15 protein-coding genes are annotated in these 17,090 nt (G+C 64.5%); all 15 read left to right on the plus strand.

Annotated features, from left to right (window positions below; genetic code table 11):
* Positions 1-115 precede the first annotated feature (115 nt).
* The 15 genes from ACZ5IU_RS09515 to ACZ5IU_RS09585 all read left to right on the plus strand — a co-directional run bounded on the left by ACZ5IU_RS09515 (position 116) and on the right by ACZ5IU_RS09585 (position 17,090).
* On the plus strand, positions 116-1,603 hold the full coding sequence (locus ACZ5IU_RS09515) for a sugar ABC transporter ATP-binding protein (protein WP_464416652.1): 1,488 nt from the start codon (positions 116-118) through the stop codon (positions 1,601-1,603).
* The gene (locus tag ACZ5IU_RS09520) at positions 1,593-2,636 is read left to right on the plus strand and encodes an ABC transporter permease (RefSeq protein WP_464416654.1); all 1,044 of its coding nucleotides are present in this window, start codon (positions 1,593-1,595) and stop codon (positions 2,634-2,636) included. Before ACZ5IU_RS09515 ends, ACZ5IU_RS09520 begins: the two co-directional genes overlap by 11 nt.
* Positions 2,623-3,585 carry an ABC transporter permease gene (locus ACZ5IU_RS09525; RefSeq protein WP_464416656.1) on the plus strand — a complete coding sequence of 321 codons (963 nt, stop codon included), beginning with the start codon at positions 2,623-2,625 and terminating at the stop codon, positions 3,583-3,585. Before ACZ5IU_RS09520 ends, ACZ5IU_RS09525 begins: the two co-directional genes overlap by 14 nt.
* A 43-nt stretch (positions 3,586-3,628) precedes the next feature.
* The gene (locus ACZ5IU_RS09530; protein WP_464416658.1) at positions 3,629-4,420 is read left to right on the plus strand and encodes an HAD-IIA family hydrolase; all 792 of its coding nucleotides are present in this window, start codon (positions 3,629-3,631) and stop codon (positions 4,418-4,420) included.
* A 100-nt stretch (positions 4,421-4,520) separates the two neighbouring features.
* Positions 4,521-5,660, plus strand: a complete 1,140-nt coding sequence (locus ACZ5IU_RS09535) for a PucR family transcriptional regulator (protein ID WP_464416660.1) — start codon at positions 4,521-4,523, stop codon at positions 5,658-5,660.
* Positions 5,661-5,841: 181 nt separating this feature from the next.
* Positions 5,842-7,401: an ABC transporter substrate-binding protein gene (locus ACZ5IU_RS09540; RefSeq protein ID WP_464416662.1), complete on the plus strand. Its 1,560-nt coding sequence runs from the start codon at positions 5,842-5,844 to the stop codon at positions 7,399-7,401.
* A 199-nt stretch (positions 7,402-7,600) separates the two neighbouring features.
* Positions 7,601-8,557, plus strand: a complete 957-nt coding sequence (locus tag ACZ5IU_RS09545) for an ABC transporter permease (protein WP_464416664.1) — start codon at positions 7,601-7,603, stop codon at positions 8,555-8,557.
* 1 nt (position 8,558) lies between these two features.
* The gene (locus ACZ5IU_RS09550; protein ID WP_464416666.1) at positions 8,559-9,395 is read left to right on the plus strand and encodes an ABC transporter permease; all 837 of its coding nucleotides are present in this window, start codon (positions 8,559-8,561) and stop codon (positions 9,393-9,395) included.
* Between the two features lie 32 nt (positions 9,396-9,427).
* Positions 9,428-10,600, plus strand: coding sequence for a M20 family metallopeptidase (locus ACZ5IU_RS09555; protein WP_464416668.1), 1,173 nt, complete (start codon positions 9,428-9,430; stop codon positions 10,598-10,600).
* Positions 10,597-11,571, plus strand: coding sequence for an ABC transporter ATP-binding protein (locus tag ACZ5IU_RS09560; protein ID WP_464416670.1), 975 nt, complete (start codon positions 10,597-10,599; stop codon positions 11,569-11,571). The genes ACZ5IU_RS09555 and ACZ5IU_RS09560 overlap by 4 nt, the downstream gene beginning before the upstream one ends.
* 5 nt (positions 11,572-11,576) lie before the next feature.
* A complete protein-coding gene (locus ACZ5IU_RS09565; protein ID WP_464421876.1) occupies positions 11,577-12,521 on the plus strand; it encodes an oligopeptide/dipeptide ABC transporter ATP-binding protein in 945 nt (314 codons plus the stop codon).
* Positions 12,522-12,746: 225 nt separating this feature from the next.
* Positions 12,747-14,381, plus strand: a complete 1,635-nt coding sequence (locus ACZ5IU_RS09570; protein WP_464416672.1) for an OPT/YSL family transporter — start codon at positions 12,747-12,749, stop codon at positions 14,379-14,381.
* The gene (locus tag ACZ5IU_RS09575) at positions 14,372-15,025 is read left to right on the plus strand and encodes an aspartate/glutamate racemase family protein (RefSeq protein WP_464416674.1); all 654 of its coding nucleotides are present in this window, start codon (positions 14,372-14,374) and stop codon (positions 15,023-15,025) included. The genes ACZ5IU_RS09570 and ACZ5IU_RS09575 overlap by 10 nt, the downstream gene beginning before the upstream one ends.
* A 28-nt stretch (positions 15,026-15,053) precedes the next feature.
* Positions 15,054-16,151: a DUF917 domain-containing protein gene (locus ACZ5IU_RS09580; protein WP_464416676.1), complete on the plus strand. Its 1,098-nt coding sequence runs from the start codon at positions 15,054-15,056 to the stop codon at positions 16,149-16,151.
* Between the two features lie 3 nt (positions 16,152-16,154).
* Positions 16,155-17,090, plus strand: coding sequence for a DUF1177 domain-containing protein (locus ACZ5IU_RS09585; protein WP_464416678.1), 936 nt, complete (start codon positions 16,155-16,157; stop codon positions 17,088-17,090).

Raw genomic sequence — 17,090 nt, forward strand, 5'->3', positions numbered from 1 at the left:
GAAGTCAATAACGGCGTTCGCGGGAAGTCCGCACGCCGTTCGCGGAAAAAGCAGCAGCAAAGGGAGCCGCTCCCGCAGTCGGCGCGGCTCCTTTTTCAGTCTGGAGGCTCGGAATATGCCCTGCGTCATCGAACTCACGGGAATACGAAAGTCCTTCGGCGGCGTCCACGCGCTGAAGGGGGTCGATTTTTCGATCTCCCCGGGCGAGGTCCATTGCCTGGTCGGGGAGAACGGCTCCGGCAAGAGCACGCTCATCAAGATCATGTCCGGCGTCTACGCGCCCGACGCGGGAGAGATCCGCATCGACGGCAAGCCGTGCGCGCGCCTGACGCCGCACGAGTCGATCGCGGCGGGCGTCCAGGTGATCTATCAGGATCTTTCGCTCTTCCCGAACCTCTCCGTGGCCGAGAACATCGGCATCCGGCAGTACATGGAGAAGGGACGGCGCCTCGTGGACTGGCGGCGGCTCCGGAAGTCCGCCGACGACGCGATGCGCCGGATCGGCGTGTCGCTCGACCCCGACAGGCCCGTCCGCGAGCTGTCGATCGCGGACCGCCAGCTCGTCGCGATCTGCCGCGCGATCGCGGAGGACGCTCGTCTCGTCATCATGGACGAGCCGACGGCCTCCCTGACGCGAACGGAGGTCGACGCGCTCCTTTCGGTCGTCCGCGATCTGCAGCGCCGGGACCTCGCGATTCTCTTCGTGAGCCACAGGCTCGACGAGGTCATGGAGATCGCCCGGCGCGTGACCGTCCTGCGCGACGGCGAACAGGCCGGCGTGTACGACGCGCGGGAGCTGGACGACGCCCGTCTCGCGTTTCTGATGACGGGGAAGCAGTTTACCTGGGGCATCAACCGGACCTCCTGCGAGGGGAACGCGCCGCTGCTCGAAGTCCGGAATCTCTCGAAGAAGCGCAACTACGCCGATATTTCGTTCACGCTGCGCCGGGGGGAGATCCTCGGCGTCACGGGGCTGCTCGGATCGGGCCGCACCGAACTCGCGCTGTCGCTCTTCGGCTGCTCCGCGCCGGACTCCGGGGAAATCCGCGTCGAGGGGACGGCCGTCCGGCTCGAATCGAACCGCGACGCGATCCGGGCCGGGATCGGCTACCTGCCCGAGGACCGGCTGACGCTCGGGCTCGTCCTGGACCAGTCGGCGGGGGACAACGTCGTCCTCTCGATTGTCGACTCCCTCGTCGGCCGCGGGGGCCTCATCGACGGCCGAAGGTGCGACGCGACCGTACGGGAGTGGATCGAAAGCCTGAACATCAAGGTCTCCGACCCGGTCGTACCGGTCCGGACGCTTTCGGGGGGCAACCAGCAGAAGGTGGTTCTCGCCAAGTGGCTCGCGACGAACCCGAAGATCCTGATCCTCGATTCGCCGACGGTCGGCGTGGACATCGCGGCGAAGCACGGCATCTTCGAGATCGTGAAGGCGCTCGCGGCCAGGGGGATCGGGATCATCCTGATCTCCGACGAGGTTCCCGAAGTTCTCTGCAACGCCCATCGCGTGCTGCTGATGCGCAAGGGGCGGATCGTCGGGGAGTATCGCCCCGACAGCATCTCTCAAAAGGAACTGGCGGTGAAGATCAATGCGGAATGACGAACGCCTCTGCGGCCGAACGCGCGTGGGCTTCGCGGCCCTGCGCGGGGAGTTCCTGCTCGCGGGGGTGATCCTGCTCCTCGTCGCTTTTCTCGGCGCGAAGACCGACGGCTTTCTCTCGTGGAGCAATCTCTTCGATCTGCTGAACAGCTACGCCTTCGTCGGGATCATGGCGGCCGGGCTGCTCACGGTCCTCATCTCGGGCGGAATCGACATCTCCTTCATGGCGACCGCCACGGTGGCCCAGTACGTCGTCGCGTCGATCCTCGTGCAGTATGGCGGGTCGATGGGGGCTCCCTTCGGCTGGATCGTGATCTTCAGCGCGGCCGCCTGCACGGGATTGCTGCTCGGCGCGGTGAACGGTCTGCTGGTCCACTCGCTCCGCGTCTCCGCGATGATCGTGACGATCGCGACGCTGAACGTCTTCTACGGAATCCTGATCTTCGTGACGCGCGGAAAGTGGCTCTACGACTTCCCGAAGTGGTTCGCCGACGGCGTGAACGTCTGGAGCTTCACGCAGGGCGGCGCGACCTACAGCCTGTCGCTCGCGATCTGCGCGCTGATCGCCGTTCTCGCGTTCACGGCCTTCCTTCTGAACCGGACGACGCTCGGGCGCAAGATCTACGCGATGGGCGGAAACCCGGAGGCCGCGACGCGCATGGGCTTCAACCTGCTCGGCCTGCGCCTGTTCGTCTTCTGCTACATGGGCTTTCTCGCGGCGGTCGGCGCGGTCGTCCAGGCGCAGGTCATGCAGACGGTCGCTCCGAACTCGATCGTCGGGCGGGAACTGGAAGTCCTTGCGGCCGTGGTCCTCGGCGGCGCGAGCCTCTCGGGCGGCGGCGGAACGCTCCTCGGGACGATGCTCGGCGTCGCGCTGATCGCGATCCTGCAGAACGGGCTGACGCTTCTGGGAGTTTCGTCGTACTGGCACCAGATCGTCATCGGGTGCGTGATCCTGTCGTCCGTGAGCGCCACGGCGTGGAACGCGCGGAACGGAGCCGGAAGGGGGGTCGGCATCGATGTTCCGGATTGATCCCGTGATCCGTTCGCTGCTCGCGCTGCTGGCCTGCCTCGTTGCGCTCTTCGCGTCGCTTCTCGGTGGGCGGTTCTTCAGCCTCGCGAACCTTCAGTCGATGGCCTTCCAGCTCCCTGAGCTCGGCATCCTCGCGCTCGCGATGATGGTCGCGATGATGACCGGGGGCATCAACCTCTCGATCATCACGACCGCGAATCTCGCGGGAATCACCGCCGCGTTCTGCTTCACGCGGCTCGCCGGCGCCGACGCGTCGTCCGGCGCGGTCCTCGGAATTACGGCGCTCGCCTACGCTTCGGCCATGGTCGTCTCCGCGCTGGTCGGCGCCGCGAACGGCTTCGTCGTCGCGCACCTGGGCGTCTCCGCGATTCTCGCGACGCTCGGGACGACGACGGTTCTCGAGGGGATCGGCGTCCTCGTCACGCGGGGATCGGTGATCTCGGGCTTTCCGGACGCGGTGCTCTTCGTCGGGAACGGAACGGTCCTCGGGATCCCGGTTCCGATCGTGATCTTCGCGGTCTGCGCCGTGCTCGTCGGCGTATGGATCGACCGGACGCCCTGGGGCGTCGGCGTCCGGATGACCGGCTCGAACGCGAACGCCGCGGCCTACTCGGGCGTGGACGTGAAGCGCGTTCTCATGAAGGCGTACATTCTTTCGGGCCTGCTCTGCGGCGTCGCCGCCCTGATCATGATCGCGCGGTTCAACTCGGCGCGCGCGGGGTACGGCAGCTCCTACCTGCTCGTGACCGTTCTCGCGTCCGTTCTGGGCGGCGTGAATCCCGACGGCGGCTTCGGCAAGGTCGGAGGGCTCGTCGCGGCGCTGATGGTGCTTCAGGTGATCGGCAGCGGTCTGAACCTCCTGGGGCTGAGCCCGCATCTGGCCATCGCGCTCTGGGGAGGCATCCTGCTCTTCGTCATCGCGCTGCGTCTGCTGCGCGCCCGGCAGTGACGCGACGGATATGACCGTAAACCGGACAAAGGGGACCGGAGCCGTGGAACAACGGACCATCGCGGATTCTTTCGACGCGTTTTTCTTCGATCTCGACGGCGTCGTGTACATCGGGCGCAATCCGACGCCCCGGGCGCCCGAGACGCTGCGCGAACTCCGGTCGCGCGGGAAGCGGCTGCGTTTCCTGACGAACAATCCGAGCGTCTCGCGCGAAGGGATCGCCGCGCGCCTGAACCGGATGGGCGTCGACGCGTTCCCCGAAGAGGTCTTCACGGCCGCCAGGGCGACGGCGATATACGCGGGCTCGGAAGGGCTCAAGCGGCCGATGATCCTCGGCGGCGACGCGCTCCTCGACGAATGCCGCGAGGCCGGGCTCGACGTGCGTCCCACCGGCGACGGTTCCGGCTGGGACGCCGTGATCGTCGGCTGGGCCGACGCGATCACGATGCGGGATGTCCGCGAGGCGTGCATCGCGATCCGGGAAGGAGCCCGCTTCATCGCGACGAACGCTGACAGGACGTACCCCTCCGAACGCGGCCCGCTCCCGGCCGTCGGCGTTCTCGTCGAGGCGCTGAAGATCGCGACCGGGCGCGAGCCGCACGTCGTCGGAAAGCCCTCGCCGGACATGTTCCGGCAGGCACTTGCGACACTCCCTTCCGGGACCCGGTGCGTCATGGTCGGCGACACGCCGGAGATCGACGTCGTGGGGGCGCACGCGGCCGGAATCCCGGCGATCCTCATGGGAACGGCGATCATCCCCGCGGCGAACGCCTTCGGGCCCGAGGTCCGGATCATGGAACTTCCGGAACTCCTGCGGATCCCTCTGGACGCATGACGGGGCGGTTCCATCGGGAGCGTTGCGTCGGGCCTCCCGATGGGGTACCCTTGTACCGGAAGCCGATCTTCCGTGAGGATACAGGGAAGGAGGAAGGGGCGTGATCCGGGTCGGGGAAATGCTCAGGCTGCCGCTCTTCGCGGAAGCCGAGGTCATTGCCGGCGCAAGAGGCGTCGACCGGTACGTCTGTTCGGTCGACGTCATCGAGGTCCCGGATGCCGAAAACTGGATCATCCCGGACTGCTTCCTCTTCACGACGGCCTATGCCTTCAAGGACGAACCCGAAGCCCTCTGCCGCCTGATCCGCGCGGGGGTCGAACGAAGGGTCTCGGGATTCGGAATCAAGCTCGGGAGGTTCATCGACGACCTGCCGCCCGAGGCGTACCGCATCGCCGACGAGAGCGCGCTCCCGATCGTCCGACTCCACCGTTCCACAGCCTATATCCCCATCATCAGGGAAGTCATGTCCGCGATCTTCGACCGGGAGGCGCAGATGCGCTCGACGTCGCTCCGGCAGGACTGCCTTGCGCGGCTGCTCTACGGGACGGAGCCCGAAAAGGCCGCCGAGGAACTCGGCAGTTTCGGCTGGGAGGCACACGCCCCCGTACGGATCGTTGTCCTCCGGGCGGGCGGGAGCGCAGCGTCGTGGATCAGGAGCGCTCTGTACGAGATGTTCGTGTCGCTCGGACGTGACTTTCTCCTGACCGTCAGGGGCGAAGATATCGTCTTTCTGCTGAAGAGTCCCCCCGATGAGGATCCGGCGCCGATGCTGCGACGCTTCCGGCCGGACTCGGGCGACATGGCGTTCCTCATCGGCGCCGGAGAATCGCACGGGCTCTCGTGCGGCGTGCGCCGGAGCCTCTACGAAGCCCGAAGGACCCTCGACATCGTCGCCGCGCTCGGGTGTCGCAGCGGAGTGTTCCGCTTCCGCGACTGCGGGATCCTGTCGTGTCTCGACGATCATCCGGCGAGGGAGGAGTTTCTTGCGTCTCTGCGTTCCCTCCTCGGGCCGCTGTCATCGTTCGATCGCGAACACAACGCCAGCCTCTGCGAGACACTGAAAGTCTTCCTCGAATGCGACCGTTCCTGCAAAGAAGCCGCGGAAATCCTCCATATCCACAGAAACACGCTGCGATACCGCCTTTCGAAGATCGAAGAACTCCTTCCTCCCGGAGCGCTCACAGGGTACGAAGCGTTCCTCTACCGTATCGCCCTCACATTCCTCGCGCTGAACCACTGAATGTTCTCGTGCGGAGTGCATAAATGCGTGGAAGTTCTTTCGTCTCCGCGACACATTGCGCATTTCGCAACATTTGTTTCATAATAAATAAAATATGTATTGTTGAGGCGAATCGGCGCTGCGCGACCGGTGCGTCGGAAGAAAGCCGGGAATTGCGACAAATCCACTGGAGGTGACACGTATGATGAGAAGGTGCTTCGTTGTGTTGTGTCTCGTCTCGCTGACTGCGTTTGCGACCCCGATCGCCCTCGCGGCCGGGGATCGCTCGGGGGAGATCGTCGTCGGAACGGATCAGAACACCACCACGATGGATCCGGCCCTGTATCAGGACGCGGCGTCGTCGCAGGTCATGTACCACGTATACGAGACGCTCGTTCGGTACAACGGACCGATGACGGAGGTCGTCCCGTGCATCGCCGAATCGTGGTCGTTCTCCGAAGACCTCCGGACGTGGACCTTCCGGCTTCGCGGGGGCGTGCGCTTCCAGAAGACCGACAACCAGCCCGGACGCGAAATCACGGCCGAGGACGTCAAGTACAGCTTCGAACGGGCGGCGAGGATCGCGCCGATGAAGCGCCTGTTCATGCTCGATCACGTCGAGGTCGTCGACGCCTGTACGGCGAAGCTCGTGCTCAACCAGCCCTTCGCGGCGCTCCTTGCGGTTCTGACCGACGTCGGTGCGGCGGTCGTGCCGAAGGAGGACGTGGAGAAGTGGGGCGCCGATTTCACGTTGCACCCCGTGGGAAGCGGTCCGTACCGCATGGTCGAGTGGGTGAAGGACTCGCACATGACACTCGCCCTCGACGAGAATTACTGGGACGCGGAACACAAGCCCTTCCCGAAGAAGATCACGTTCCGGTACATCACGAACAAGACCGCGATGACGACGGCGCTCCTGAGCGGACAGGTCCACGTGACGCGGGAGGTCCTCGACCAGGACGTCTCGAAGATCAGGGCCGCGGCGGGGTACGATATCGTTTCCGCGGCTCCGTGCAACGTCTACGCCTTCTATATGAACTCGGTCAAGGGGCCGACGACGGATCCGAAGGTTCGCGAACTCTTCTTCCGTGCGGTCGACGTCGAGCAGATCGCCAAAGTCCTTTTCCCGGGCGAAAGCGGCCGTGCGGCGTACGGACCCATTCCTCCGGGAACGTGGGCCTATAATCCCGATGTCCGCAGCTTCTATACGAAGCACGACCCCGCGCGCGCTGTCGAGCTTCTGAAGGAACTTGGAAAGAAACCCGGCGAATTGAAGCTGAAAATATACACGTCCGAAGACGAGCGCCGGAAGAAGGCCGCCGTGATCGCGCAGGCGATGCTCCGGAAGGTCGGCGTCGACGTCGAGGTCATTTCGCTCGAGTGGGGAAGCTTCATGGGCGTCACCGCGAAGGCGGACGCCGATATCTACGCGATCGGCTGGACCTGGTATCCCGACCCCCTGTTCTTTATCTACTACATGTTCCATTCGGAAAAGAAGGGGAGTTACGGAAACGGCGGAGCGTACAGCAATCCGGAGGTCGACGCGCTCATCAACAAGGCGGCGGCCACAGGAAAGCAGGAAGACCGAATCCGCTGCTACCGACAGGCCGAAGAGCTGATCATGAAGGACCGCTGCTACTATCCGCTCTACCATCTCGTGCCGCTCAACGGCGTGGACAAGCGTCTCAGGGACTATCACCCGGCGACGAACGGCGTGATTCGCCTGTTCGGCCCCGGATACAGCGCCTGGCTTTCCGACTGATCGTCGTACCACCGGCGGGGGGGGAGATCCGCTCCGCGTCCCGCCGCGATATCCGCTCCGGAAACCTGGGAACCTGCCTCTCCCCCTTCCCGGGGTCCCGGAGCGGATATCACCGATTCCGTTCCGTTTTTCGCGGCTGAGACGGCGTTTCCCGCGCAGGATGGAAGGAATTCCGGATTCAGAGCAAGGAGGCGCCGGAGTGGGACGATTCATTCTCAGACGTTGCATCCAGATTGTTCCGACTCTGTTTTTCGTTCTGCTCGTCATCTTTCTTCTCATGAAGATGATACCAGGTGATCCCGCTCTCGTGCTTCTCGGTCCCGAGGCGAGTCCCGAAGATGTCGCGCGCTTCCGTGTCGAACTCGGTCTCGACCGGTCTCTGCCCGCGCAGTTCGCGTCCTATGTCTCGGGTGTCTTCAGGGGCGATCTCGGCCGTTCGCTGATTTACAGGCAGGATGTCCTTTCCTTGATTTTCGAACGGCTTCCCGTGACGATGACGCTCAGCGTCTGCGCGCTTTCTCTCGCGGTGCTGTCAGGCGTGCCCCTCGGAATATGGGCTTCTCTCCGCCACAATCGTTTCAGCGATCTTCTCATAACGACATTCGCGCTCACCGGGGTATCGGTGCCGATCTTCTGGGTGGGAATGATGCTCATCGTGTTTTTCGTCCTCACTCTCGGCTGGCTTCCCTCGGTCGGTCTCGGAAGCTGGGAGAAGGGGGCATGGGACGTCGCGAGCCATCTCATCCTTCCTTCCTTCGCGCTCGCATTCCAGTCCATGGGGATCATCACCCGCTTCACGCGTTCGAGCATGCTCGAGGTCATGCGTCAGGATTACATCCGGACGGCCCGTTCGAAGGGACTCAGAGATCGGCTCGTTCTCGGGCGACATGCGCTTCGGAACGCGCTCGTCCCGGTCGTGACGGTCGTCGGACTCCAGCTCGGGCACCTTCTCGCCGGAGCGGTGCTCACGGAGTCGGTCTTCGCCCTTCCGGGGCTCGGGAAGCTGATGGTCGACGCGATCATGCGCCGCGACTACCTTCTCGTCCAGGGAGAGGTCCTGTTCATCGCGGTCCTGTATATCTTCGTGAACCTCGCCGTCGATGTGATCTACGCCTTCCTGAACCCGAAAATCCGAAAATCGTACGGAGGCGCGTGAGATGTCCGGGACGTTTCTGAAACGTTTTTTCAGGAGCAAGCAGGGAGTCATGGGACTCTGCATCGTTCTGCTGAACGTCGCGCTCGCGTTCGGCGCTCCCGCGATCTCGCCGTTCGGGTTCGAGGATATGGACTTCGCGAATACGCTCGCGTCGCCGGGCGTCGGCGGACATCCCCTCGGAACGGACGATTTCGGGCGCGACGTTTTCACGCGGCTCGTCTGGGGGGCCCGCGTCTCTCTTCTCGTCGGCGTCATCGCGGTCGGCATCGGAGCGTTCGTGGGGACGACCATCGGCGTCGTCGTGGGATATTGCGGCGGTTTCCCCGACGCCCTGTTCATGCGTCTCATGGACGCGCTTCTTTCGTTTCCCTACATTCTCCTCGCGATCGCGATGATGGCGACGCTCGGCGCCGGTCTCTTCAACGCGATGATAGCGATCGGACTCGTCATGGTGCCGAGCTTCGCGCGTGTCGTCCGGAGTTCCGTTCTCGGCCTCAGAAACGAGGACTTCGTCACCGCCTCGCGTGTTCTCGGCGCGTCGGGATGGTGGGTCATCTCGCGACACCTGATCGTCAACATCATGCCGACCGTGATCATCTACGCCTCGCTGAGCTTCGCGGGCGCCGTGATCAGCGAAGCGACGCTGAGCTTCCTCGGACTCGGCATCCAGCCGCCGACGCCTTCGTGGGGGAGTATGCTGAGCGAAGCGATGCCCTTCATCGACAAGGCGCCACTCCTCGCGATATTCCCGGGCGTCGCGATTCTCGTGACGTGTCTCGGATTCAACCTTCTGGGCGACGGCCTCAGGGACGTCCTCGACCCGCGCATGCGTTCGTGAGGGGCGCGGAAAGAAAAGGAGATGTGTATGCGGTGAAGCAGCGAATCATATCCCGTGTCGACGCTCTTTCGGATGAGCTTGTCGGAATCGCGAAGCGGATTTTTGAATACAATGAGCTTTCGTGGCAGGAACGTCGTTCGTCGCGCGAGCTGGCCGAGTTCCTCGGGAAAAACGGATTCGACGTCGAGTGGAACGCGGGCGGACTCGAGACCGCGTTCGTCGCCCGGTCCGGTTCCGGAACGCCGAGGATCGCGCTTCTCGGCGAGTACGACGCCCTGCCGGGCGTCGGTCACGCGTGCGGCCACAATATGATCGGAACGATCGGAGCCGGAGCCGCCGTCGCGCTCAGGAGCTGTGGAATCCCCTCGCCGGGCCGGGGGATGATCCTGTTCGTGGGCTGCCCCGCCGAAGAGCACGGCGGCGGCAAGATCCATCTCGTCGAAAAAGGCGTTTTCCGCGACGTGGACGCGGCGATGATCATCCATCCGACGACGCTCAGCACGGGGTTCGACATCTCGTACGCAATCAAGGTCTTCTACGTCGAATTCTTCGGCCACTCGGCGCACGCGGCCGCCGGCCCCTACAAGGGCGTCAACGCGCTCGACGCCATGATCTCTCTCTTCAATGGCATCGGTCTCATGCGCCAGCAGATGAAGGAGCGGACGCGCGTCCACGGCATCATCCTCGACGGAGGACAGTCGTTCAACACGATCCCCGACTATACGAAGGCGGAGATCGGCCTCCGGGCGCTGACCATGGAGGAAGTCGACGCGATGGAGGTCCGACTGCGCGACATCGCGGAGGGCGCCGCGAAAATGACGGGCTGCCGCGTTTCGCTGACGCTCCGGGACGCGCAGCCCGAGGTGTACGTTAACGTCCCGATCGCGCGGACGATCGACAGGAACTACGAACTCGTCGGCGAGAAGGTGTCTCCGCGGATCTACGGGGACGGAGTCGGATCCACGGACGTCGGGGCGGTGACGCAGGTCGTCGCCGGAACGCAGGGGTATATCGACATCACGGCCGGAGAGAAGATCCCGACGCATACGCCCGAGTTCGCCGCGTGTTCCGATTCCGAATACGGCTACGGCGCGATGCTCCGGGCCGTCAAGGCTCTCGCGCTGACGGCGTGCGATCTCTTCGCCGACGAAGATCTGATGCGCGAAGCGACGCGGTACTTCCGCGAGAGGAGACGGGATTTTTGACGGACCGTTCCGTTCCGCTGCTCTCCGTCAGCTCGCTTTCGGTCCGCTTCCGCCTTCCGGAAGGGATCCTGACGGCGTGCGAAGACGTCTCCTTCTCGGTCGAAAGGGGGGAGTCCCTCGGCATCGTCGGGGAGAGCGGTTCGGGTAAGAGCGTCACGGTCCTCTCGATCATGGATCTCGTTTCGGCTCCATCGGTCCGGAGGGAAGGAAACCTGACGTTCAGGGGACAGCCCTGCGCGTCGCTGGCCGCGTTCCGCGGCCGCGACGTGTCGATGGTTTTCCAGAACCCCCTCAACTCGTTGAACCCGTCCATCCGTATCGGCAGGCAGCTCGGCGAGGTACTGGAGGAGCATCTGGGAATGCCGGGCCCGTCCGCCAGGGACCGGGTCGTCGGAATGATGGAGCGCCTCGCGATTCCCGACCCCGAGCGGATGCTGGAGCGGTATCCGTTCGAATTCAGCGGCGGAATGCGGCAGCGCGTCATGATCGCAATGGCGATGCTCTGCGAACCGGCGCTGCTGGTCGCCGACGAACCGACGACGGCGCTCGACGTGATCAGCCAGGCGCAGATCCTTCATCTCTTCCGGGAGTTGCAGCGGGTGTCGAACACGGCGCTCATCTTCATCACGCACGACCTCGGGGTCGTGTCGCAGATAGCGCAGCGGATCATGGTGATGTACGCGGGGAGGGTCATGGAGATCGCGCCGGTCGCGGACATCTTCGCGAATCCCCTCCATCCGTACACCGTCGGTCTGCTCCGGTCGATTCCGACGCTCGGGGCGGAACGGAGGGGATGTCCGCTCGCGGCGATCCGGGGCACCGTCCCGAGTCCGCTCTCCCCTCCGCCGGGGTGTCGGTTCCATCCCAGATGCGACGCGGTCATGGACGTGTGCCGGACTCAGCCGCCGCCCCCCCGCGATTTCGGCGGCCGCGTCGTCTGGTGCTGGAAATACCGTGGAGAAGGGGCGTGAAACCCATGGACATCCTCGAAGTGCGCAACGTGGGAAAGACGTTTCCGGTCCGGAAAAACCTGTTCGGACGTCCGACGCTCGAACTTCACGCCGTACGTTCCGTGTCGTTTTCGGTTCCGCGCGGAAGCGTGTTCAGTATCGTCGGCGAGAGCGGATCGGGGAAGTCGACCGTCGCCAATCTCGTCGCCGGCGTTCATCGGCCGACGTCGGGCGAGATTCTGCTCTCCGGCGAACCGCTGAAGGAGTCGGACAGGAGGCGCGCGTGCGTCCAGATGGTCTTTCAGGACCCCGAATCATCGCTCGATCCGAGGAAGACTATCAGGTTCCAGATAGAGGAGGGACTCCTGATCCGCGGAATGGGGAACGCGCGCGAACGCTCCGGTCGGGTTTCCGCGATGCTCGATCTCGTCGGCCTCGGAAGGGATCTGCTTCCGAAGTATCCGCACGAACTGTCTGGCGGACAGAAGCAGCGCGTCGCGATCGCGCGATCCCTGATCCTCGAACCGCAACTGCTCCTGCTGGACGAGCCGACGTCCGCACTCGACGTCTCGGTGCAGGCGCAGATCCTCAACCTCCTTATGGAAATCCGCGGAACGCGGACCCTGACATACCTGCTCATCACGCACGACCTCAAGATCGTCAGCTGCTTCTCCGACCGCGTCGCGGTCATGTACCTCGGGCGGATCGTGGAAAGCGGAACTGTCTCGGATATCGTCGACTCTCCGCTTCACCCGTACACGAGGGCGTTACTGAGCGCCGTTCCCGATCCGGGACGGAGAATGACATCCGACCCCGTCCGGGGAGAGATTCCGAGTCCGCTCGACCCGCCGGGAGGCTGCGCCTTCCGGACACGGTGTCCGGATGCGTCCGATGTTTGCGAAACTCCGCCTCCCCGCGTTCTGGCGGGCGGACGGGAGGTCTCCTGTCACCTGCACTCAGGCCGCACCTGAGGAGTGTGCCTCCCGCACAGAGAAGTTCGGGGACTTTCGTGTCCACGGACCATTGTTCCGGACCTCGTCATGTCAGAAAATACGACATGGCCGATATCGTCCGACGAGTGGAAATAGTACACTGTGCCCGGGTCGGGAGAGAGGAGAGAGCGATACGATCGTTACGGTTGCGCGTGTTTTCCGGTTCCGTTCGTTTTCTGACGACGAATTGAGGGGGGCGGTCACATGAAGGATCCACACGAACCACACGTGAAGGCGCTCGAGAGGGAGACGCTGCTGGTCAGCGTCTTCGTTTCGGTTCTGTCGGCCGTGATCTGCATGCAGATCATCGCGAGGATCGGCATCACCCCGAACACATCCGTGATCGGGGCGCTGCTCGCGATGGCGATAGCGCGGATTCCGCTCGCGTCGATGGAAAAGTTCCGGAGTCTCGACAGGCAGAATCTCGTGCAGACGATGACATCCGCCGCCGGTTTCGGGGCGGCGAACTGCGGACTCCTCGCGGTCGGAATCCTGTTCGCCTTCGGCGACATGAAGCAGCTCATTCCGATGCTCGTCGGATCGGGGATCGCGACGCTGATCGGGATGTACTTCGTGTATCGCGTCTACGATTCCGAGCTGTTCCTGGCGAGCGGTTCATGGCCTCCCGGTGTCGCGACGGCGCAGGCGCTCATAGCGGGGGATGAAGGCGGACGAAAGGGGCGGCTGCTCTTCGGAGGCATCCTGCTCGGAGCGGCGGGAGCGGCTCTCAAGATCAAGCCGTTTCTCGCCGCCGGACTGCCGATGGCGGGAGTCGGCATCGCCTTCATCGCGAATACGTTCGCGATGGTCGCGCTGGCCCTTGGACTCCTCGTCCGCGGGTACTTCCCGCAGATCGCGGCGTTTCTTGGAAGTCTGGGAATTTCGGGGCTCCCAGTCGATCTCGGGAAGACCTATATCCCCCATGGCGTCATGATCGGGGCCGGAGTCGTCTCGTTGATCCAGGCCATCGTCATCATCACGCGCAAATCCGGAAACGGCGCCGCGGAAACAATGCAGGATACGTACAGTGTGAGCAAAGACGCCACGAAGAAGGCCATCGGAATGGGCTTCGTCCTCTTCCTCGCGGGCGCAGTGGCCCTGTCGCTCATCTCGGGCATCTGGTCGGAGATGTCGGCTTCGACGCTGTCGCTCTGGGTGACCTGGAGCACGATTTCCGCGCTGGTCAGCCCGATTCTCGTCGGGCTCTGCGCGATGCACTCGGGATGGTTTCCCGGGTTCGCGATCAGCATCATCTTCCTGAGTCTCGGACTCTTCATGGGGTTCCCCCCCGCGGCGCTCGCGCTGCTGACGGGGTACGTCGCCAGCACCGGGCCGTGCTTCGCGGATATGGGATACGACCTGAAGACCGGATGGATCATCCGCGGCAGGGGAACGAACCCGGCATACGAGCTCGACGGCAGACGCCAGCAGGTGATCTCCGAGCTGATCGGCGGCGTCATCGCGATGGTCGTCGTCGGACTTCTCATGGACATGCACTTCCGGCAGAATCTCATCCCGCCCGTCAGCAAGGTGTTTGCGGCGACGATCAAGGCGGGATCGCACCCGGAGATCCTGCGCCAGCTTCTGGTCTGGTCGGTTGCCGGAGCGGTGCTCCAGTTCGCGGGAGGCGCGAAAAAGGCGCTCGGCGTGCTCTTCGCGACGGGACTCCTGATTAACAACCCGATCTACGGGATAGGGCTTCTTGTCGCCGTCGCCATCAGACTCGCGTTCGAGAAGAATCACGGGGAGCTCCTCGAGCTGTACGGCGCGGGGTTCATTGCCGGAGACGGAATCTACGGCTTCGTGAACGCGCTCGGGAGGAGTTTCGGATGGTGGTAACCGAAGCGAAAGTCGGCCTCATCCGGGTCCTGACCACGGACGACGAGTCGCTGCTCCGGCGTCACGGCGACATCCTCGAACGGACCTTTCCGGGGCTTCGGGTGGAGTCCCGCTGCATTCCGGACCAACCCGAGGGGATCCACGATTCCGGGACGGAGCGCCTCGCGATTCCGAAAGTGATCGCGCTTGCCCGCGAAATGGAACGAGATGGGGTCGGGGGGATTCTCGTGAGCTGTGCGGGAGATCCCGCCGTACGGACGCTTCAGCGGGATCTCACGGTTCCGGTCGTCGGCGCGGGAATCGCGACGGCGCATCTTGCCCGTTCGTTCGGGGCGGCGGTGGGCGTTCTTGGCATCATGGAGGACATCCCGGAAGAGATGCGCGCGATTCTCGGCGACGCGCTGGTTGCGTCCGGACGTCCGGATGGGGTGTCGTCGACGCTCGACCTCATGACTCACGGAGGACGGGAACGGACGATCGCTTCGGCGCGCCTGATGAGGGATCGCGGCGCCCGGGTGCTCGCGCTCGCGTGTACGGGGTTCGCGACGATCGGAATCGCGGCCGTGCTTCGGGAGCAGACGGGGCTTGTCGTCATCGATCCGCTGATCGCGGCGGGAGCGGCCATGCGCGCCGCACTCTGCTGACGTAGAGAACGAAACGCGGGTGAAGGGTATGAAACTGACACGGGAAGAAATCGATGCCGCGATTCTCGGAGGGTGCCTGCTCGGCGGCGGCGGCGGCGGATCCATGGAGAAGGGGCGCCTTCTCGCGGTCGAGGCGGTGCGCCTCGGGGGAGTGAACCTCGTCGATATCGACGATGTCGATCCGGAAGCCGTGCTGCTGACGTGTTCGGCCGTAGGGGCGCCGGCGGCGAGAGACGCCTGCGCTTCGCCGGAGGCGGCGGGACGCGTCGTGACGATGCTCGAACGTTTCGAGGATCTCTCGGTCGGCGGGCTCATCACGAACGAATGCGGTGGCAGCGCGATCTGCAACGGATGGGTTCCCGCCGCGATGACCGGGCGACCGGTAGTTGACGCCCCGTGCAACGGTCGCGCCCATCCGACGGGGCTCATGGGCTCGATGGGGCTCCATCGCGACGCCGCGTATCGCTCGGTGCAGGCCGCGGCGGGTGGGGATCCTGAGAAGGGGACGTACCTCGAGGCGATCTTCAGGGGACCGATGGAGGCGGTATCGGCGCTCGTACGACAGAGTTCCGTACGTGCGGGCGGACTTGTGTCCGTGGCCCGAAATCCGGTACCGGCGTCGTACGCGAAACGGCACGCGGCGCCTGGCGGGGTCCGGAGGGCGATCGAGGTCGGATTCGCGATGCGCGACGCCGGTTTCGGCGGGGAAGCGGTCGCGGCCGCCGCGGCTGCGCTCCTCGGCGGAACGGTCGTTGCGGAAGGCGCGGTCGTGCGGTACGACCTCGCGACCGAAGGCGGGTTCGACCACGGCCGGATCGAGGTCGAAGGGGGAGTGTCCGCGACCTTCTGGAACGAATACATGACGCTCGACGTCGGAGGAAAACGCCGGTACACGTTCCCCGACCTCATCATGACGCTCGACGCGGGGACGGGAGTTCCAGTGACGACCGCGGAGCTTCGGCGCGACATGCGCGTCGTCGTTCTGGCCGCGCCGTCCGGAAACCTGCTTCTCGGAGCGGGGATGCGGTGCAGGGAATTGTTCGAGCCCGTCGAGGGCATAGTCGGGGAGCCCGTTCTCGCGTACCTGTCCTTCGATGCGCGCGGGGGATCCCGGGAAAGGAGCTAATTCATGTCTCTCTACTGGACCATGAAGGCCATGGAACTTCTGGATTCTCCGGTCGTCACGGGAGAATCCGTCAGGGCGGCGATTCTGGAGGCGGGGGAGGCGGACGTCGTCGTGCGGACCGTCACGGGACCGAAAGGAAACACCGACTTCGTGAAGGTCTGGGTACGCGGTTCGTCGGGCAGAATATCCGGGGGAACAGCCCCGACGCTCGGAATCGTCGGACGACTGGGCGGCATCGGGGCGAGACCCGAGCGGACCGGCCTGGTGTCGGACGCAGACGGAGCCGTCACGGCCGTGGCGACGGCGATGAAGCTGGCCCGCATGTCGGCCGTCGGAGACGTCCTGAAAGGTGACGTCTTCGTATCGACCCACATCTGTCCGAACGCTCCGACGCGCCCGCACGACCCCGTCCCGTTCATGGATTCTCCGATCAACATGGCGATCGCGAACGCGGAGGAGATGTCCGGAAATCTCGACGCGGTCCTCTCCGTGGATACGACGCGCGGCAACCGGGTCATCAACCATCGCGGGTTCGCCATCTCGCCGACCGTCAGGGAGGGCTGGATCATGCGCGTCAGCGAGGACCTGCTCTCCGTCATGTCGTACGTGACCGGGCGCGCCCCCGTCGTCTTCCCGCTGTCGATGCAGGACATCACCCCGTACGGCAACGGACTCTACCATCTGAACAGCATCCTGCAGCCGTGCACGGCGACGTCGGCTCCGGTTGTCGGCGTCGCGCTTACGGCGGAGTCGGCGGTTCCCGGATGCGCAACGGGTGCGTCGCAGCCGGTCGATATCGAATCGGCCGTCCGGTTCGTCATCGAGGTCGCGAAGGCCTTCGGCGAAGGGAATCTGTCTTTCTACGATCCGACCGAATACGACCGCATGGTCGAACTCTACGGCCCGATGACGCACCTTCAGGGAATGGGCGACGTATGA

Source organism: Lactivibrio alcoholicus, assembly GCF_055390895.1.

Coding starts and splice junctions, on each gene's coding strand:
- ACZ5IU_RS09515 (WP_464416652.1), top strand. CDS start 116: ATGCCCTGCGTCATCGAACTCACGGGAATACGAAAGTCCTTCGGCGGC.
- ACZ5IU_RS09520 (WP_464416654.1), top strand. CDS start 1,593: ATGCGGAATGACGAACGCCTCTGCGGCCGAACGCGCGTGGGCTTCGCG.
- ACZ5IU_RS09525 (WP_464416656.1), top strand. CDS start 2,623: ATGTTCCGGATTGATCCCGTGATCCGTTCGCTGCTCGCGCTGCTGGCC.
- ACZ5IU_RS09540 (WP_464416662.1), top strand. CDS start 5,842: ATGATGAGAAGGTGCTTCGTTGTGTTGTGTCTCGTCTCGCTGACTGCG.
- ACZ5IU_RS09550 (WP_464416666.1), top strand. CDS start 8,559: ATGTCCGGGACGTTTCTGAAACGTTTTTTCAGGAGCAAGCAGGGAGTC.
- ACZ5IU_RS09565 (WP_464421876.1), top strand. CDS start 11,577: ATGGACATCCTCGAAGTGCGCAACGTGGGAAAGACGTTTCCGGTCCGG.
- ACZ5IU_RS09570 (WP_464416672.1), top strand. CDS start 12,747: ATGAAGGATCCACACGAACCACACGTGAAGGCGCTCGAGAGGGAGACG.
- ACZ5IU_RS09575 (WP_464416674.1), top strand. CDS start 14,372: ATGGTGGTAACCGAAGCGAAAGTCGGCCTCATCCGGGTCCTGACCACG.
- ACZ5IU_RS09580 (WP_464416676.1), top strand. CDS start 15,054: ATGAAACTGACACGGGAAGAAATCGATGCCGCGATTCTCGGAGGGTGC.
- ACZ5IU_RS09585 (WP_464416678.1), top strand. CDS start 16,155: ATGTCTCTCTACTGGACCATGAAGGCCATGGAACTTCTGGATTCTCCG.